Origin of the sequence: Brevundimonas fluminis, from assembly GCF_003934285.1 — a bacterium.
In the GTDB taxonomy this organism is placed as follows: domain Bacteria; phylum Pseudomonadota; class Alphaproteobacteria; order Caulobacterales; family Caulobacteraceae; genus Brevundimonas; species Brevundimonas fluminis.
Genome location: NZ_RQWJ01000003.1, coordinates 676,742 through 691,252, shown reverse-complemented (window position 1 = coordinate 691,252; position 14,511 = coordinate 676,742). Strand labels below are relative to the sequence as shown.

Here is a 14,511-nt window from a genome sequence, read left to right as displayed (position 1 = left end):
GCGATGCTCCGTGCCGCTCTCGCCACAGCCCTACTGGCCGCCCCGCTGACCCCCGCGTCTGAAGCTCCCGGCGTTGCTGATGCGGAGATCGTCGTGCTTTCCACAGGCGGCCCCGGAGACCCTGTCGCCGGCCAGACCGTGCGAATGATCGAGGCGCTCGAAACCGATGGCCGGCTGATTTACGGACGGCCTTCCTTCGACGGCGAGGTGTTTCGACACTGCGTGCCCGAAGACCCGAACCCGACCGGCGCACGCCGCCAATGCGTACGGGCCGCCATTCCGCAGCGCGCCTCCGCAAAGCCGCTGGTGGTCATCCTTCTCGGCGACACTCGCGAACGCGGCTCCTATCAGAGAATGGAGTGCATAGGTCCGCTGAGCGAAGGCTACCTCCGGTCGATCTACGTCCGCGATTTCGATCACCCCAGACCCGACGTGGCCGGCGGCACGCGCGATGCGGCCCTTGGGTGCATCGAGCAGGCGCTCGCAGCCAGCAGATAAACACGCCCGCGTAACCAGCCCATGATCGCCAGGATATCGCCCAAGATGCGCAATCTGTTTTGGACCTTCGCCTTCTGCCTTGTGACGGCTCTAGCGGCTCCATCGGCGCGGGCCGCGCAGATGACGGCTGCGTCGGAGACCCCCGTGACGCAGGAACAGCGGCTCGACTGCAGCCGACTCACCGACAGCCTTTACTGGTTCTGCTACGCGCTTGATCGGAGAAACTGCGGCGTGGCGGATCGCAGCCACTACTGGTTCTGCAAGGCGATCTCCGAACGCAACTGCAACCTCGCGGAGCGCTCGGACTACTGGGAGTGCCGAGCGCTCACCGAGAGGCAGTGCAACTACGCGGACACAGATCGGTACTGGTTGTGCAAGGCGTTCACCGAGGATTGCGCCCTTGCACCGATCGAGCAGCGCGACTTCTGCTATGCGATCGCTCCGGTCTATCGCGGCAGGGAGCCTTGGGTGCCCCGTGAGTGAATGGCGCCCCCGTTGTCCGATGCGGACACGACGGCATGGCTGCGTGGCGTTGGCGAAGGGACACGCTACCGGAAAGTCCGGGAAAATGGCCGATTGCTCAGGGAGAACGCAAATGTCGCGGACGCATATGGTCCAGGCTGCGGTGCTGGCGATTGCACTAGGCCTTGCAGCCCCCGCCGGGCCGGCTTGTGCATGCACCTGCCTTCCCCCGGATCCCGCCGACCAGGTGGACGAGGCCGACGTCATCTTCGTCGGCAGGGTCGAGCGCGTCGTTCGCGTGGGCCAGGCTGGCGGCCGACCTATCAGCGCCACCGTCTTCAGGGTCGAACGGTCGCTCAAGGGCGACGTCGGAACGTGGACCGCCGTTCGTCACCAGTCCGGTGACAGCAGCCTTTGCGGCATGCAGTTCGACCGCGACCGCGAACACGTAGTCTTCGCGCGTCGAGCCGAAGGGCGCCTTTACGCCCAGGCTTGCAGCCGCGACTGGCTGCCGCTCGGGCGATATGAAGCGGAGCTGATTAAGCTTCAGGCTCGATGATCACAGGCATTGCTGAGTGGGCGAGATGGTTGCCCGCATTCCTGTGGTCCCGTTCAGGTTCCCCAAGCCTCGCAGGATCCCGGCATCCAATCCACGCTGGCGCCTTCCGGTACTTGTCCGCGCCCGAGAAGCAGCTTTTCCGTGTTCGCCGGCGCCGTCACGAGCTGCTTGCCGCCCGCACGAGCCACCACCACGCAGTAGGGGGTGTTTGATGTATTCTTCGCCCAGAGCTCTCGGTACCCGTAGGTCGAGCTGTTGTAGCCAGGGGGATAATGCCAAACGGTGATTTGCCCCCATTCGGTGCTGTGAACTTCCGGTTCGGGAGACAGGAATATCGTCTCGCATCCCAACAAAACCGTCGATGACGACACGATGAAGAAGGCTTTCAGTAGTCGCGCCATTTGCAGGATACTCTCCTTAAGTCAGACATTTGTGGGATTCCTGGATCGCCCGCATTGAAGGTATTTAAGCCTCGTAGAGGAGTCCGAATCCAGAAGCGCCTCGATCATGGAGGTCGAGAAAAGGAAATCGGATTCCAACACCGCAACGTCGCAGCGATCGCGCGTCAAGGCCGCCATCCCGGGATCGCGGCGGCCATGCGCCACATCATCTGGTCCAGCTTCAGCGTGACGTCCGAGCCAGGGCCGCCGGTGTTGGTCAGGGCCGCCATCACATAACCCGAGCGCGTCTTGCACATGAAGGCGGCCGTGCCGTGAATGATGCCCGTATGCCACCAGTTGTCCCACTGGTTGATCTGCCATCCGTGGCCGTAGGCCGCGCCGGCGAACGGCCCGGTGGCCATCAGCCTCGCCGAGGCAGGACGCAGGATTCGTCCGGGGCCCTCCGTCCCGTCGACGGCCGTCACGAATCCCACCAGCTCCCTGGCGCTGGCGATCCAGCCGCCGTTCGCGTCCATGCGGCGCACGTTCACCGCGGTCGGATCATCGAAGATCGTCAGCGCGCGATATTCCACCTCGCCGACGCCCCGTGCGCGGTCCCCGACGCGCATGCCCGCCGCACCGCAACGGGACAGGACGTCGCGACGAACCCAGCCCTCATAGGTTTCCCCCGTCACCTGCTCGATGACCCTGCCAAGGATGAGATAGGCGAAGTTCGAATAGCTTTGCCGTGTGCCGGGCGCGGCTTCCAGCGGATGCTCGGCCAGGGTTTTGGCGATGAGCTGACGTTGATCGAGCTCGGGATGGGCAAAGACCGGATCACGCCCGTCGTTGGTCCACCCTCCTGCCGTGTGGTTGAGCAGGTGACGCACACGAAGCGCCCGGAGCGGCCCGGAGGTCGGGCCGAACCGATCGCCGAGAATGGATCCCGGTCCAAAGATCGTGGAGTCCAGGGTCAGTCGGCCCGCTTCGATGAGCCGCATGACGGCCGCCGCGGTGATCGGCTTGGAAAGGCTCGCGATGCGGAACCGGTGATCATGCGTCAGCGGGGCGCCGGTCTGATCGGCCCTGCCCCAGGCCCCGACGAAGCCGAGCGTGCCGTTGCGCGCCATTGCGACCTGCAAGCCCGGCGCGCGCGTCGTGGCCAGGAAGCTCGCGGCCTCGGCGTCGATGGCGGGGTAAGCTTGCCGCGCAAAGGTTGGCGACGTCGCCGCGAGGGCCAGTCCCCCAGCCAAGAGGTTCCTGCGCGTCTGGTTCATTACCCCTCTCATTTCGCCAATTCTCAAGCGAGCCATAGACCGCGATTTTTCCCGGCCCCGCGTGCTTCAGACAGGGAGTCAGTCGACTGCGCTATCTGTGATGCGCAAGGTGGCGTCGGGCGTTGCCCATTCTTCCTTGGCGCCGACCCAGATGTCGTATTGGCCCGATGGCGCGGCAAAGATCACCAAGCCAGGATCGCCGCCGTTGAGGCCACTGTCGTCGTCACACGCCCAGCTCCCGTTCGGAAAATTCACCAACAAGGTCGTGTCCGCTTTCGAATGCACCAAGAACACCAAGGGGGCTTCGCCAGCGGTGTAGTCGACCACGAAGTGAGGGCCTCGCGACACGAAGCCCCGGCAATCGGGAAGCATTTCAGTGACGTCGATGTTTTCCAGTCCGCCGGCCTTTAGCTCCACGGCGTGATCCCCGCCTGCGGTCAGGCTCACCCGACCATAGATGGGCTCAATGCCGATCTCCTGCGCATTCACCGATGCGGCGAGCGTGAGCTGAAGCACCGAGGCGACCAAAAGAGCTTTGATCATGACTGTGATCCTTTCCTCGAAGAGGATGACGGTTTTCATTTACACCTCCAACCCTTTAAAGCTGATGGTTGCGGTCCGGAGGTTGTCGCGCGCGCTATTGCCAAGTCGCAATCCTGACACTGCTGGCGACGGGAAACGGCCGCTCCCGTTCCCTGCTACGAGTGAGAGGCGGACGTGCTGGGCCTAAGCTTCAGTGTCGGGCCTGAAGCGGACGGGTTGAAGGTCGGCTATGAGTCAGCAGCGGACGTCCCAGCTGAGCCGCCTCGGGAATGGCCGCATCTGACTCTTGGCCGACATTGATGAAATCCGCTTGCCGATGCGGAAGTGGCGAGCCCTTTTGGCAACGCAAGTGTGCATTTTTGCGCTGTTGAGCTCTGCGTGAAGTCGTCGAGAGTTCTCTTTGCGCTGGGCCCTCCCTTGCCCGCGTTTTGAATCTGACCATCGATACCGCTGGCGCCGACGCGATCCTACACGGGACGAGGTCGGGACTTGCCCTGTATGGGGCCAGGTGCCCGATGGCAGTCGCGGACTCGGAGATCTGGAAGAAGCGCATTGCCGCTCTCGGACCCCTTCTGCTGTTCCGCCGCAGCCCGGCAGCTCAGCAGTAGGTGAAGGTGGCGTCGCAGTGCTGTCAACTTAACTCCCGCCCATCGCCAAGTTGAACGGCCTCGCTCACGACGCCACAGCCGCATTCCAAGCCGCATGCGCATGCGCCCGGAACAGCCGGAGCGTGCTGCGGCTGACCAGATGCCGCTGGGTGTAGAAGGCGTTGTAGACGGCGGCGTGGACCGTCAGGAACCGCTGCGCTGAGGCGGCGCTCTTGAAGCCGATCATCTGCCGCTCGCGCTTACGGATCGGCAGATGGGAGTTCTCAGCGCGGTTGTTCTCCCGGAGGCGGCCGGGGCGATGGCGGTCGCCTAGACCCAGCCGATCCAGCGCGGTCTTGTAGGAGCCGAGACCGTCGGTGACTATCGACTCTGGGATAACGGGCTGATCACGCAGGAGCTTTCTCAGGAAGCTCTCGGCGGTCGCCCCGTCCCGCCGGCGCTCGACGGCGGAGCCGAGCACCTCCCCTTCGTCGTCGACCGCCCGCCAGACGTACATGTTCCGGCCGCCAATCACGCTCACCATCTCGTCCAGATGCCACCGCGGCGAAGGCCCCGGTCGGCGTCGCCGCAGGTTCCTCGCGATCTGCAATCCGAACTTCCGACACCAGTCGCGGATGGCCTCGTAGGACACGTCGATCCCCCGCTCGGCGAGGATCTCCTCAACATCCCGGAGGCTGAGATTGAAGCGGTAGTAAAGCCAGACCGCCCGCTTGATGACGTCGCTTTTGAACCGGTGTCGCTTGAAGCTGAGTTTCGCCATAAGTCCCTGCCCTGCATGGACTTTTCAGCATATCAGTAGAGACGGGTTAGCGTTAGACTGACAGCACCTATCGGAGCCGCTGAACCGGCGAGCTGAAATTTCGGTCTGCAAGGCCGTCACTTAAGTCGCTGCCGATCGCGTCACAAATAGGGAAGAAAGCTTGTTCTCCACACATGCAACTGGCGGAACGGCGGGCGCCATTGGGATGGTGCTCGCCACGGCGGCGTTTTGCCAGACGACCGACAACGCGTTCGGCCCCGCACCAACCGAGAGGCAGTTCTATGAGGCCGCGGATCGATCCGTTCATCGGATCTTCGGCTCCCGGGCCGCGGGCACGGATTGGCGGGAACCGAGGCGCGGCTGGTTAGTCGGAAACGCGGGTTATTCAATGTGTGGGCATGTTCGGCTCACCGATCATCCCTTGCCCGTCGCCGTCATGGTGACCTGGCATCGCGGGGACGTGGAAGCGGTCCAGCTCAGCTGGGACGGGCGGAACCGACCTTTCGACAGCACGTGGGACCTTCCATGGTGGGTCAGCCCCTCACCGTACGTCGAGTTCCTATGTGCGGTGTGGACAGGCGATCCGCCGCCAGTTTCCGCCTCGCGACTCGACGGGCCACGGGAAGGTGAGAAATTCACCTGGGGCATCCTGACGCCGCCGCCTGCCGCCTGGCGCGTCGTCCTGCATGATCGAAAGTGGGCTGAGGTAGATGACTTCGGCCAGCTCGAAGACTGCGTCAGAATCCGGACGAGACCCGGTCGCCGTTATCGGATCACCGTCGAGGCCGCCGGCGATACCCGGCTGTCCATTCTGAAAAGCCGCGATTGTTCGGGTGAGGAGCACCTCATCGCTTGGAATGACGACCTGAGCGTCTCAAGCCGGAACTCACAAGTCGAGATTGACGGATCGGGAAACGTCTACGCCTTCGTCAAGACCGGCTCCGGCTCTGACCGACAGCAATACACACTGATCGTCGAAGAGGCGGTGTACAATCGGCCACGGCCCTGAACGACTTCGCCGTCATTTGGCCAGCTGTCCACGACCGCCTCAGCGATGATTATAGCCGGAATAAGTACTGCGGATCAGCTCGTTGATCGACTGTTCTTGCCGGGTTCGAATCGCCAGCCGCGCCTCAGGTGAAACCATCGCTCGTGAGGCGGCCTCCGCCGCATGTACGAAGGTCGCCTCTTTCTCCTCGCATGCCGCGAAGACGACAGACGATGTGGGTGGCGAAGCACCGGCATCTACGGCCCCGAGCGTCAGACCAAGCGCCTGATCTTGAAGGCAACTGACCCAATTCATCCAAGCGGTGTTGGCGGCCTGGTCCAGTTCTGCCTGGGTTGGAGACCGCAGCGCCGGCTCGGAAACCCCCGGGCCGTTGTGAACCTGCGCCGCCACTTCAGAGGCGATCCCCAGAGCGAGCGCGGCCGCGGCCCACGCGATGATGTGACGGGAGATCAAGGGGCGAACGCTCATCGCAGAAAGACCATTGGGATGTTCGCGAACTGAAGCGGCTCTCCGGAGGCGTCGCACTCATAGTCCGAAAGCACCTGGTACTGAGCTTCAATCTCTTCGGCCTCGCCGTGCCCCTCTCCCGCGAGCATGTCGATGATGGACGGATCACAGTGCCCGTCGTCCCCCCCGCCAAACACGTGGAATCCGGCGGACTCATTCACGCCGCGGGTCAGGAGGTAGCCGGGAGTGGGGAACGCGTCGTGTTTCATCATGATGACCTGGTATCCCCAAAAGGCGGGGTCCCCCGCGGGCAGCTCGCTGCGCCTCACCGTCGCGATGATGCGTCGGCCCTCAACCCTGGCGCGGGTCGGCGATATGACGACATCTCGATCGAGGCCGCGAAATTCCGACACGTGTCGCCCAACCTGTGCCGGCGGAAGAGGACTGATCAAGACGGCGCGATCCCAGCCTGGAAACCCGAAGGTCGCATTCATCCCGGGAAGGTCGCGTTGGTCCATGATTTCCTTTGCTCCCAGTAGAACCACGGGGAACTGGAGCGACCAGCCGAACGGGAGGTCCCAGGGGTTGCTGAGGGTTGCTGCCACTTCGACGCTGACTTCGACCCAATCGCCTTTGACCTCCACCCGGAGTTCTGTGAGGTCAAAAGCCCCGGGAACGTAAACCGGATCGGTTGGATATGAGTAGCGACCCGGCCCGCGGTCATCGCCGCTGGGGTCCTTAAAAATCACAGTTTGGGCCTGGGCCCCGCCGGCCGTAATCAAAGCCAGGACGAATGCGAGAAGACGCAAGCCAGTCCCCATTCTTATATGAAGGCTATCTAGATGAGGCCACGCTGTCGAAGGTAGCGTCAAGAGCAGTACAAGATCCGTCAGGATGCGTCAGACTGCTTCGATATCAGCGGGGTATTGGCACGGCACGCCGGGCGCTCCTGTTGATGAGATGCTTCGGGGCTAGAAGAGTGTGTAGACAGCAGCTCGTCGGCGCTGTCAACTTAGCGGGCAAGTAGAGACGAGGCGATCTGAAAAGCCTAATGATTTCAGCCGCAAGGCACATGCGCCCTTCGCGGCCCTCGTGCCGGTCGAGTTCGTCGTGATCGGGAGCCGCCTAGGCCTAAGTGTCTGTTTTGACGGCGACTCGTGCAACGGACTCCAACTCTGCCGACGACTACCCGCAGCTTAAGTTGACAGCACCATTCAGTCGCCTGATTTCGTCTTTTCAGGAGGGATTCAAGGTCCGGTTCTGGCGCTCAGTCGTCTTTCCAGCCGCCTAGCCCTTCAGGCGCCACGACACTCTTCCGGACTGTACGTCCTTGTCGCGCTCGATGTGCGGAAACTCAGGCAGTACATCTTCTAGTGCTTTGGTGATGGGAATCTGCCGTGCGGTGTTGCCCTTCATCCATGCAACGAATGGATTCTCACCGTTCTCAAGGACAGCCTTGTTGAAAACGGACCTACCCTCCTGCCACTGACGAGGACGGCCACGCTCCACGATCCGTAACATCTGCCGTGCGAACTCCAGCCGGTGGTGGGCAAGCCCGCCAGCGGCGTCAAAGTCAGCCAAGCGCGCGTCAATCGCTTGAACAAGGGGCGCTGCGTCCTCACCGAACCGTAGAGCATTCTCCCGCAATGTCTTTAGTCCTTGCAGGTCAAGGAGGGGCACCCGCCCCATGGCCGCCGCAACTTGCTTGTTCTGGCTCATGGCTCCTCCCCAGAGCTGACTATGCAGGCCGCAGTCTTAGGTCAGTCGTGAGGGCCGGCTGAAGGTCGACTTTCGGTGCATCGGGCGATGTCCGCAACTGGCGCTGAACAGATTCAGAGAGCGTAGACTGGGCCACGGACAGGGAGGCGACCTCAATGGAGGTTGGCCATGCGCCAGTCTGACCTGTTCAAGCAACCCACGCGCCCATGGAATGCCGGCCGTCTGATCGGCCCCAAGGCGCCACTCAAGCCGAAGCACATCTGGGCCATTCGACAGCAGCTGAAAGTCGCGAAGAGGGTTCGCGATCTCGCCATGTTCAACTGCGCCCTGGATGCCAAGCTGCGAGCCTGTGACCTGGTCCGGCTTCGGGTCAGTGACGTGGCTCCCGGCGGCGCGCTTCGCCAGCGCTCGATCGTCATCCAGCAGAAGACGGGGAGGCCGGTGCCGTTCGAGATCACGGAGCCGGCGCGCGACGCGATCGCGGCCTGGCTTAAGGTGTGCGGCGAGCGGGAAGATGACTGGCTGTTCCCGAGCCGCAGCCGCCCGGGCCAGCATATCGGCACCCGGCAATACGCACGGCTCGTGGATCAGTGGGTTCGGATGGTCGACCTCGAACCGCAGGGCTATGGGACCCACAGCCTCAGGCGCACCAGGGTGTCGCTCGTCTACAAGAAGACCGGCAACCTTCGCGCCTGTCAGCTCCTGCTCGGCCACAGGAAGCTGGAGAGCACCGTCAGGTACCTCGGCATCGAGGTGGACGACGCCCTGGAGATGTCGGAACAGATCGATCTGTGACTCATGACCGGGCCAAAGCGCCTTCGCTGGGCGTCTCCGGCAATTTGACCTGCGCTATACCTGCCGAAGTGGGGTGTTCTCTCGCATATCAGTGAGAGCTTCCTTCTTCGCGACCCGCACACTCCGCTAGCTCAGAGCGCCGGCGACCAGGGCGGCCAGGTGGACGGCTGTCGCCAGCACCACGGCCGCCACGAGTGCAAGTTCTTTGCGACTCCGCTTCATCCCCAGCTCGCTTCGGCTGACCCCGTTGCGTGCCACGCGAAATTAGAACAAAGCAAGAACGTCGGTGGCGCGACGGAGGAAACGATGACCGATCAAACCGCGCCGAACAACCACGACGAAGCGACCGAACGCCTGCGGCGGCTGGCCGAAGTCCTCTTTGCGCCCGCCGGGTCGGACACCCGCGCCGGGCTGGGCCACCTGGTGCGAGAGATCGAGGCCGCGCAGCCCGGCTTCATCGCCCGCCTCAACGCCGCCAATGACGCCCGGCGCCTCGGCTTGCGGACCGACGTCACGTCGCACTGAGCCCCATGGGCATGAACCCCCGACACGGCCGCTGGTCGCCGGCCCAGTGGCGCGCGGTCGCGCCCGACGTGGCGGCGATCCGGCGCGAGGGTTGGCCGGTCCACGCCATTTGCAGGGTCTGCGGCCTGCAGATGAAGGTGGATCTGGCGCGGCTGGAGCGCACGCGCGGCCCCGGCTTCGTGCTCTGGGGGCGGACGTCCGACTGCCGGCGGCTTCACTGCCCGGGCAAGGTCGTCTTCATGGCCCGCCCGCCGCGCGCCGAGGGCGAGGTGCCGATGCTGTGACCCTGCCGATCTCCACCTGGATCGACAAGGAGATCGGGCTGGACGTCTGGTGTCAGCCCTGCGGCCGCTCGGGCTACCTCGGCCCGGCCGACGCCCGGGCGCGGCTGGACCCGTCTCACGACCTCGGCCAGGCCGCCTTCCGCGTCACGTGCAGCCGGTGCGGGGCGAAGGGTCCGCCGGCGGTCCAGCTGCGCTTCTCGATCGGGGACTATTACCGGCGGTCGGATGGTGAGGTCGGAGCGAAAAGCTGACCTGCCGTGCGACTGCTAAGGGTGGAAAGCAGACACACGGCTCTCGGCAGGAAGCGGACATCCACCGTTGAGGGTGGTAAGTTCGGACTGGAGTTCGTGGGGGTCCGAAGGACGATGCGTCTGCAAAAGCTGTTTCGCCGAAACGCTATTTTCGCGGTTGCCGCACTGAGCGTGAGCGCATTGCCCTCAGCCTCATGCTCGCAAGCCTTGGTAGCGAGCGGCGGGCCGGGGCGAATGCTTCATTCAGCGTCGATACCGGCTGCAGAACTGATCGCCGCTAGGGCCTCAATCCCCGATGGCTACAGGGTGGAAGTTCTACTCCATGACAGTGTCCTGCTGCGGCAGTATCCGGGCGCAGCCGCGGCTTCCACGACGTTTTTAGTCCACTGTGGTTCCCGCTCTTACGGCTTTTACGAGCGGCGGTTTTACGCGCCTGACGGACGAGTGCTGCATCGGCAGGCTCTGGACAGTGAGGCCGTCGTGAGCAATGGCCCAGCTTGGCCGATGCTTGCAGAAATCTGTTCTGACCCCATGGGCACAGGGAGCACTCACGCGCCGGATTTCGTTGGGATCGCGGGCTTCTTAGCGCTTGTGGGAAGCACGTCAGTATCCCGCAATCAAAGTCCGCCCCCGGAAGTGATCCAGAATCCCTAGCGTCCGCTTTGGGTCGGGAGCCGACAGTCACCTAAGGGTGGGAAGCGGACTTTGGGAACCGATGCGCCTTTGCTAACGTCCCGTCATGCGCATCATTACCACGCTGATCTGTGCAACTGCCTTGGTGCTGATAGCCGGAGTGGCGTGGGCATGCTCCTGCCAAACTTGGAGGAGTGCCTCGGACCAACTCGGGCATGCCGATGTCGCGTTTGTTGGACAGGCGGTATCGACCGTGCCTGACTCGGCAACGGGGCGCGAAGGACACTTGGTGACGGAGTTCGTCGTCTCCCGCACCCTGAAGGGGAGGCACAACGCTGTTCAGCGGATCGCGCACGCGCCCGGTGCTTGGGGAGCTACCTGCGGTATAGACTTCGTCCAATCACGAGAGGTTCTGGTTCTTGCCCGCACGCAAGGCGGCACGCTTTTCACAAGCTCCTGCGCCAGACCTCAGTTTGCGCTGCGGGACTTCGAGCAAGCCGCTGCGCGCTAAGAACTCTTGGGGAGGCTCTGTCTGCAACGGGTCGGGAGCTGCCCCAGGCGTCGCAAGCTAGAGCGGACTTGCGGCGGTTTGGCGTAAGGCGGACCCGCTGACGTCAGCCAGGGGTAGGTGGCGGACCTCAGCACCTGAAACGACAGCGCCATGCCGTGATGTCTGCCATGGTTTGCTTGGTCTTTAGGTTCACTAGCGCGCGTGCAGCTTGACCAAGACACGAGGGTCGACGAGCTTCCTCTTGAAGACGGAGGCGATGCAGATGCGAACCTGGTTGGTGGGGGTCAGCGCCGTCGCCTTGGCGGGCTTCGCGTCAGCAAAGGCGACCGATCAGGACTATCCCTTAAGGTGCGGCGATCTCTTCGGTTTCACCTCCGCCGTGCCGAAAGGACGCGCCGACGCTGACCAGCTCGATACAAGCCTCAACGCCAAATACTGGGACACACTTGGCCCCACCGCGACTCCCAGCATGTTCAACGCGATGGCCCGGTCGGCTACCTCTGAAGGCGCCCGCCGCGCTGACGAGATCACCAGCTGGGGGCCTGATGGCCCAATGGCTCAGGAAGTTTTTGAGGCGGCGAAAGCAGCTATAGCGGCGCATCTCCGAACCGACGCCGGCCTTTCAACCGAACTGTCTGGCTTGATGGCGGAACAGCTGAAAGGCGTGACGCTGATCCAGACTGCGGAAGACTATGTTGGCAGCTATATCAGTCACGAGCGACGAAAGGGCAATGCGACCGGTGAACCCGAACTGACCGTGCAAGCCTACCGGTCATATCAATCGTCTTGCGGGCGGAATGGTTTAAAGCCAAACGCCTTTTTTGCGCTCGGCAGCGTGGTGCTTTGCCCCGGCCTAGCTTTAGGGCTGCACGACTTCGACGCGAGCCGCGCCGACGCGATGGACGCCATGGCGTACACTCTTGGTCATGAACTCGGCCACGCCATAGACTCGTCGGTCTGGCCTCAGGCCTATGCGGGTATGGCGGCCTGCTACCGGTCCATTACCCAGGTGACGTATATCTGGGAACCGGGATTGGCTGATGAAATAACGGCAGACCATTGGGGCGCCTTGGTCCTGGCGCGGAGGTTGCGCGCTCGCCCAGCAGGGCCCCCATCGCCGGAGCAGGTCGTCAAGATCATCGCTTACGCCACGGACGGCTACGACGCGCCCCAGTCTTCCACTCACCCCCCGTCGCAGTTCCGCGTCAACCAGACCATCGCCCGCCACCCAGATATGGTGGGCCTGCTTGGATGCCCTGGCGCGGGCGAGCCCAATCCGACGTGTACTCTCAGAGGCAGGCTGCCGACTACGGCCAGCGGGTAGAAGTGCATCCTTAGCGGCACACGCCCATAAACCGACCTGGCCTATGTTCTCGATGGGTCGGGAGCGGGCCTCCCCACTTCCCCACCCCCACTCTCCATGGGCGGCGCGATCCGCCGGGGGACCGCTCGCACGGCCGGCTCTGCCTCTCGACACCGTCCGCGCCCCGTGATCGGTTCCGGATATGAAGCGGCGAGGGCCGCGCAAATCGAGAGGAGAACACGCATGACCAGGTCCGTTCGGATCGCGCTGGGACTGGCCGCCGCCATCGCCGTGGGCGCGACCGGTCTGTCGGTGGCCGCCAAGGTGGGTGGTGGAGAAGCCGAAATGGCGACCGCTTCAACTACGGGCGTCGGCGTTCTGCCGAACGGAGCCGCTTGGGTCGTGGTCGGAGACAGCGTGGAGTACTGCTACCTGAACGCCAGCGAGGTTCCGATCTGCCAGGCCGCGCGCCGATACCGCGCAGGCTGAGCGCCCGCCGACTCAGAGCCTCGCCATGTGCAACCTCTACAGCCTGACCAAGGGCCCAGCAGCAACTTCACCCTCTCCAGCAGGTCCGGCGCGGCCCTGAGGGCGTCGTCGCCGTCGGGATAGTCGGGCCGCGGCCCCACGCGCGCGGCGCACGGGACGGACACGGGAACCTCGACCCGCACGGTGCGGACGAACTGCTTGATCGGCGGGCGCTGGCCGCCGCACGCGGCCAGGGCGAAGGCCAGGACGAACAGTATCAGGCACCGGCAGCGCGAGCTTCAGTGCAGTTGCGAAAACGCGCGCGGGAGGCGTGGCGCGTTTACACGAACGAGGCTCATCAGGGGCGGCACGCCCCTCGTGACCGGCGGCGCACGCCGAGCGCGATGGCCGTGCCGACGAGCTTCCCACGCAGGCACCTTCAATCGCCCTCGGATAACGTCGTCACCGTGCGGGGCTGCCGGCACGGGCGGAGGGGCAGGATCACCGCTCTCAAGCCGAACCGGCCGCCGGGCGCGCCGTCATGACCCGACGGGCGCCTCCGAGTTCGCCGAGTCGCCATTTGGGTCAGGCCTCCAGCCGCGGTCTCGCGCCCTAGCTTCGGCGACGGCATCGGCGGTCGTCCCGGCGATGGACTCATCGACGGCGGCCAGCACGGCGGGCGGGGTCTCGGAGGACGCCATGCGCACCTCTCCGTCCGGTGGAGCCAGAGCCGCCAGCGCCGTGACCGTCCACGCTTCGTCGGCCCGGCAGGCGAGGCCGCCCCAGCCGTCGCGCTCGGACTGGAAGGTCCGGCACCAGCGGCCGTCGACGTCCTGGAAGGTCAGGCCTACGGACAGCCCCTGCGCGTCCGCGCCGTCCGACGCCAAGCGCCGGTCCAGCACGCGCTGGAGGCCTGCGTCCGCGACGGTGCGATCCGGGCGCAGCGTCAGGCCCGCGTCGCGGTCCGCGATCGGCGCTGTCAACTTAACTCGTGAGTAGTCGTCGGTAGAGTTGCAGCCCGTTGCGCGATTTGCCGTCAAAACAGACACTTGGACCAAGGCAGCTCTCGATCACGACGACCCAGCCGGCACGTGGGCCGCGAAGCGCGCAAGCGCCTTGCGACTGAAATCGTTAGGCTTTTGAACTCGCCGCGTCTCTACTTACCACTTAAGTTGACAGCGCCTTCACGCCATGAAGTTATTCGTCATCACCGTGTTTAGCGACGATGATGCGTCGCCGATCGAAACCGTCGCGACGGGCAGCGCCTCGCGGGCCTTGGAAGTCATCCCCGAGCTGTTGGCCCGGCACCGTGATTGCCGGCGCATTCGGGTCAACGCAGGATCGGCTTACCTCTTTTCAGTCGACCGCCACGGCAACACTCTGCACGAGGACGGCCCTCCCGACCGGGATCTCTAGCCGCCGCCGCATCGGCGGGCGGCCCGACGTCAATTGGTCCAGAGGCCAGCCTGCAACGGCGGG

19 protein-coding genes are annotated in these 14,511 nt (G+C 64.2%); 11 read left to right on the top strand and 8 right to left on the bottom strand.

Annotation, left to right across the window (positions count from 1 at the left end):
• The first annotated feature begins 3 nt into the window (after positions 1-3).
• From EFJ44_RS08400 to EFJ44_RS08390, 3 genes are all read left to right on the top strand, one after another.
• Positions 4-498, top strand: a complete 495-nt coding sequence (locus EFJ44_RS08400) for a hypothetical protein (protein ID WP_125256734.1) — start codon at positions 4-6, stop codon at positions 496-498.
• Between the two features lie 45 nt (positions 499-543).
• Positions 544-981, top strand: a complete 438-nt coding sequence (locus tag EFJ44_RS08395; RefSeq protein WP_125256733.1) for a hypothetical protein — start codon at positions 544-546, stop codon at positions 979-981.
• A 112-nt stretch (positions 982-1,093) separates the two neighbouring features.
• Complete coding sequence (locus EFJ44_RS08390; protein WP_125256732.1) at positions 1,094-1,519, top strand: hypothetical protein; 426 nt, start codon at positions 1,094-1,096, stop codon at positions 1,517-1,519.
• Between the two features lie 53 nt (positions 1,520-1,572).
• Here EFJ44_RS08390 and EFJ44_RS08385 read toward each other — a convergent pair whose 3' ends face one another.
• The 4 genes from EFJ44_RS08385 to EFJ44_RS08370 all read right to left on the bottom strand — a co-directional run bounded on the left by EFJ44_RS08385 (position 1,573) and on the right by EFJ44_RS08370 (position 5,087).
• Complete coding sequence (locus EFJ44_RS08385; protein WP_125256731.1) at positions 1,573-1,920, bottom strand: hypothetical protein; 348 nt, start codon at positions 1,918-1,920, stop codon at positions 1,573-1,575.
• Between the two features lie 164 nt (positions 1,921-2,084).
• Positions 2,085-3,176 carry a serine hydrolase domain-containing protein gene (locus tag EFJ44_RS08380; protein WP_164511889.1) on the bottom strand — a complete coding sequence of 364 codons (1,092 nt, stop codon included), beginning with the start codon at positions 3,174-3,176 and terminating at the stop codon, positions 2,085-2,087.
• Positions 3,177-3,254: 78 nt separating this feature from the next.
• Entirely contained in the window at positions 3,255-3,758 is a 504-nt protein-coding gene (locus EFJ44_RS08375) for a peptidase S1 (protein ID WP_125256729.1), read from the bottom strand.
• 633 nt (positions 3,759-4,391) lie between these two features.
• Positions 4,392-5,087 (bottom strand): IS6 family transposase, encoded by a 696-nt coding sequence (locus tag EFJ44_RS08370; protein WP_125256728.1) that lies wholly within the window; start codon positions 5,085-5,087, stop codon positions 4,392-4,394.
• A 205-nt stretch (positions 5,088-5,292) separates the two neighbouring features.
• On the opposite strand from EFJ44_RS08370, the gene EFJ44_RS08365 reads away from it, so the two are divergent.
• Complete coding sequence (locus EFJ44_RS08365; RefSeq protein WP_125256727.1) at positions 5,293-6,096, top strand: hypothetical protein; 804 nt, start codon at positions 5,293-5,295, stop codon at positions 6,094-6,096.
• A 39-nt stretch (positions 6,097-6,135) separates the two neighbouring features.
• Here EFJ44_RS08365 and EFJ44_RS08360 read toward each other — a convergent pair whose 3' ends face one another.
• From EFJ44_RS08360 to EFJ44_RS08350, 3 genes are all read right to left on the bottom strand, one after another.
• Positions 6,136-6,564, bottom strand: a complete 429-nt coding sequence (locus EFJ44_RS08360) for a hypothetical protein (protein WP_164511888.1) — start codon at positions 6,562-6,564, stop codon at positions 6,136-6,138.
• The gene (locus EFJ44_RS08355) at positions 6,561-7,352 is read right to left on the bottom strand and encodes a glucodextranase DOMON-like domain-containing protein (protein WP_164511887.1); all 792 of its coding nucleotides are present in this window, start codon (positions 7,350-7,352) and stop codon (positions 6,561-6,563) included. The genes EFJ44_RS08360 and EFJ44_RS08355 overlap by 4 nt, the downstream gene beginning before the upstream one ends.
• Before the next feature lie 478 nt (positions 7,353-7,830).
• A complete protein-coding gene (locus EFJ44_RS08350; RefSeq protein WP_125256724.1) occupies positions 7,831-8,262 on the bottom strand; it encodes a hypothetical protein in 432 nt (143 codons plus the stop codon).
• Between the two features lie 168 nt (positions 8,263-8,430).
• Between EFJ44_RS08350 and EFJ44_RS08345 the strand changes: the two genes are divergently transcribed.
• The 6 genes from EFJ44_RS08345 to EFJ44_RS08320 all read left to right on the top strand — a co-directional run bounded on the left by EFJ44_RS08345 (position 8,431) and on the right by EFJ44_RS08320 (position 13,053).
• On the top strand, positions 8,431-9,057 hold the full coding sequence (locus EFJ44_RS08345; protein ID WP_125256723.1) for a tyrosine-type recombinase/integrase: 627 nt from the start codon (positions 8,431-8,433) through the stop codon (positions 9,055-9,057).
• Between the two features lie 306 nt (positions 9,058-9,363).
• The gene (locus EFJ44_RS08340) at positions 9,364-9,582 is read left to right on the top strand and encodes a hypothetical protein (RefSeq protein WP_125256722.1); all 219 of its coding nucleotides are present in this window, start codon (positions 9,364-9,366) and stop codon (positions 9,580-9,582) included.
• Between the two features lie 11 nt (positions 9,583-9,593).
• On the top strand, positions 9,594-9,866 hold the full coding sequence (locus tag EFJ44_RS08335) for a hypothetical protein (RefSeq protein ID WP_125256721.1): 273 nt from the start codon (positions 9,594-9,596) through the stop codon (positions 9,864-9,866).
• Entirely contained in the window at positions 9,863-10,117 is a 255-nt protein-coding gene (locus EFJ44_RS08330; protein WP_125256720.1) for a hypothetical protein, read from the top strand. Before EFJ44_RS08335 ends, EFJ44_RS08330 begins: the two co-directional genes overlap by 4 nt.
• A 1,352-nt stretch (positions 10,118-11,469) precedes the next feature.
• The gene (locus EFJ44_RS08325) at positions 11,470-12,585 is read left to right on the top strand and encodes a hypothetical protein (protein ID WP_125256719.1); all 1,116 of its coding nucleotides are present in this window, start codon (positions 11,470-11,472) and stop codon (positions 12,583-12,585) included.
• 222 nt (positions 12,586-12,807) lie between these two features.
• Positions 12,808-13,053, top strand: a complete 246-nt coding sequence (locus EFJ44_RS08320; protein WP_125256718.1) for a hypothetical protein — start codon at positions 12,808-12,810, stop codon at positions 13,051-13,053.
• A 518-nt stretch (positions 13,054-13,571) separates the two neighbouring features.
• Here EFJ44_RS08320 and EFJ44_RS08315 read toward each other — a convergent pair.
• On the bottom strand, positions 13,572-14,015 hold the full coding sequence (locus EFJ44_RS08315) for a hypothetical protein (RefSeq protein WP_125256717.1): 444 nt from the start codon (positions 14,013-14,015) through the stop codon (positions 13,572-13,574).
• Between the two features lie 208 nt (positions 14,016-14,223).
• Between EFJ44_RS08315 and EFJ44_RS08310 the strand changes: the two genes are divergently transcribed.
• A complete protein-coding gene (locus EFJ44_RS08310; protein WP_125256716.1) occupies positions 14,224-14,448 on the top strand; it encodes a hypothetical protein in 225 nt (74 codons plus the stop codon).
• The last annotated feature ends 63 nt before the right edge of the window (positions 14,449-14,511 follow it).

What these genes read in the sequence shown, in the direction of transcription:
- EFJ44_RS08360 (WP_164511888.1), bottom strand. Translation starts at nt 6,564, where the DNA reads ATGAGCGTTCGCCCCTTGATCTCCCGTCACATCATCGCGTGGGCCGCG.
- EFJ44_RS08400 (WP_125256734.1), top strand. Translation starts at nt 4, where the DNA reads ATGCTCCGTGCCGCTCTCGCCACAGCCCTACTGGCCGCCCCGCTGACC.
- EFJ44_RS08310 (WP_125256716.1), top strand. Translation starts at nt 14,224, where the DNA reads ATGAAGTTATTCGTCATCACCGTGTTTAGCGACGATGATGCGTCGCCG.
- EFJ44_RS08370 (WP_125256728.1), bottom strand. Translation starts at nt 5,087, where the DNA reads ATGGCGAAACTCAGCTTCAAGCGACACCGGTTCAAAAGCGACGTCATC.
- EFJ44_RS08365 (WP_125256727.1), top strand. Translation starts at nt 5,293, where the DNA reads ATGGTGCTCGCCACGGCGGCGTTTTGCCAGACGACCGACAACGCGTTC.
- EFJ44_RS08345 (WP_125256723.1), top strand. Translation starts at nt 8,431, where the DNA reads ATGCGCCAGTCTGACCTGTTCAAGCAACCCACGCGCCCATGGAATGCC.
- EFJ44_RS08390 (WP_125256732.1), top strand. Translation starts at nt 1,094, where the DNA reads ATGTCGCGGACGCATATGGTCCAGGCTGCGGTGCTGGCGATTGCACTA.
- EFJ44_RS08350 (WP_125256724.1), bottom strand. Translation starts at nt 8,262, where the DNA reads ATGAGCCAGAACAAGCAAGTTGCGGCGGCCATGGGGCGGGTGCCCCTC.
- EFJ44_RS08395 (WP_125256733.1), top strand. Translation starts at nt 544, where the DNA reads ATGCGCAATCTGTTTTGGACCTTCGCCTTCTGCCTTGTGACGGCTCTA.
- EFJ44_RS08320 (WP_125256718.1), top strand. Translation starts at nt 12,808, where the DNA reads ATGACCAGGTCCGTTCGGATCGCGCTGGGACTGGCCGCCGCCATCGCC.
- EFJ44_RS08375 (WP_125256729.1), bottom strand. Translation starts at nt 3,758, where the DNA reads ATGAAAACCGTCATCCTCTTCGAGGAAAGGATCACAGTCATGATCAAA.
- EFJ44_RS08380 (WP_164511889.1), bottom strand. Translation starts at nt 3,176, where the DNA reads ATGAACCAGACGCGCAGGAACCTCTTGGCTGGGGGACTGGCCCTCGCG.
- EFJ44_RS08385 (WP_125256731.1), bottom strand. Translation starts at nt 1,920, where the DNA reads ATGGCGCGACTACTGAAAGCCTTCTTCATCGTGTCGTCATCGACGGTT.
- EFJ44_RS08335 (WP_125256721.1), top strand. Translation starts at nt 9,594, where the DNA reads ATGAACCCCCGACACGGCCGCTGGTCGCCGGCCCAGTGGCGCGCGGTC.
- EFJ44_RS08340 (WP_125256722.1), top strand. Translation starts at nt 9,364, where the DNA reads ATGACCGATCAAACCGCGCCGAACAACCACGACGAAGCGACCGAACGC.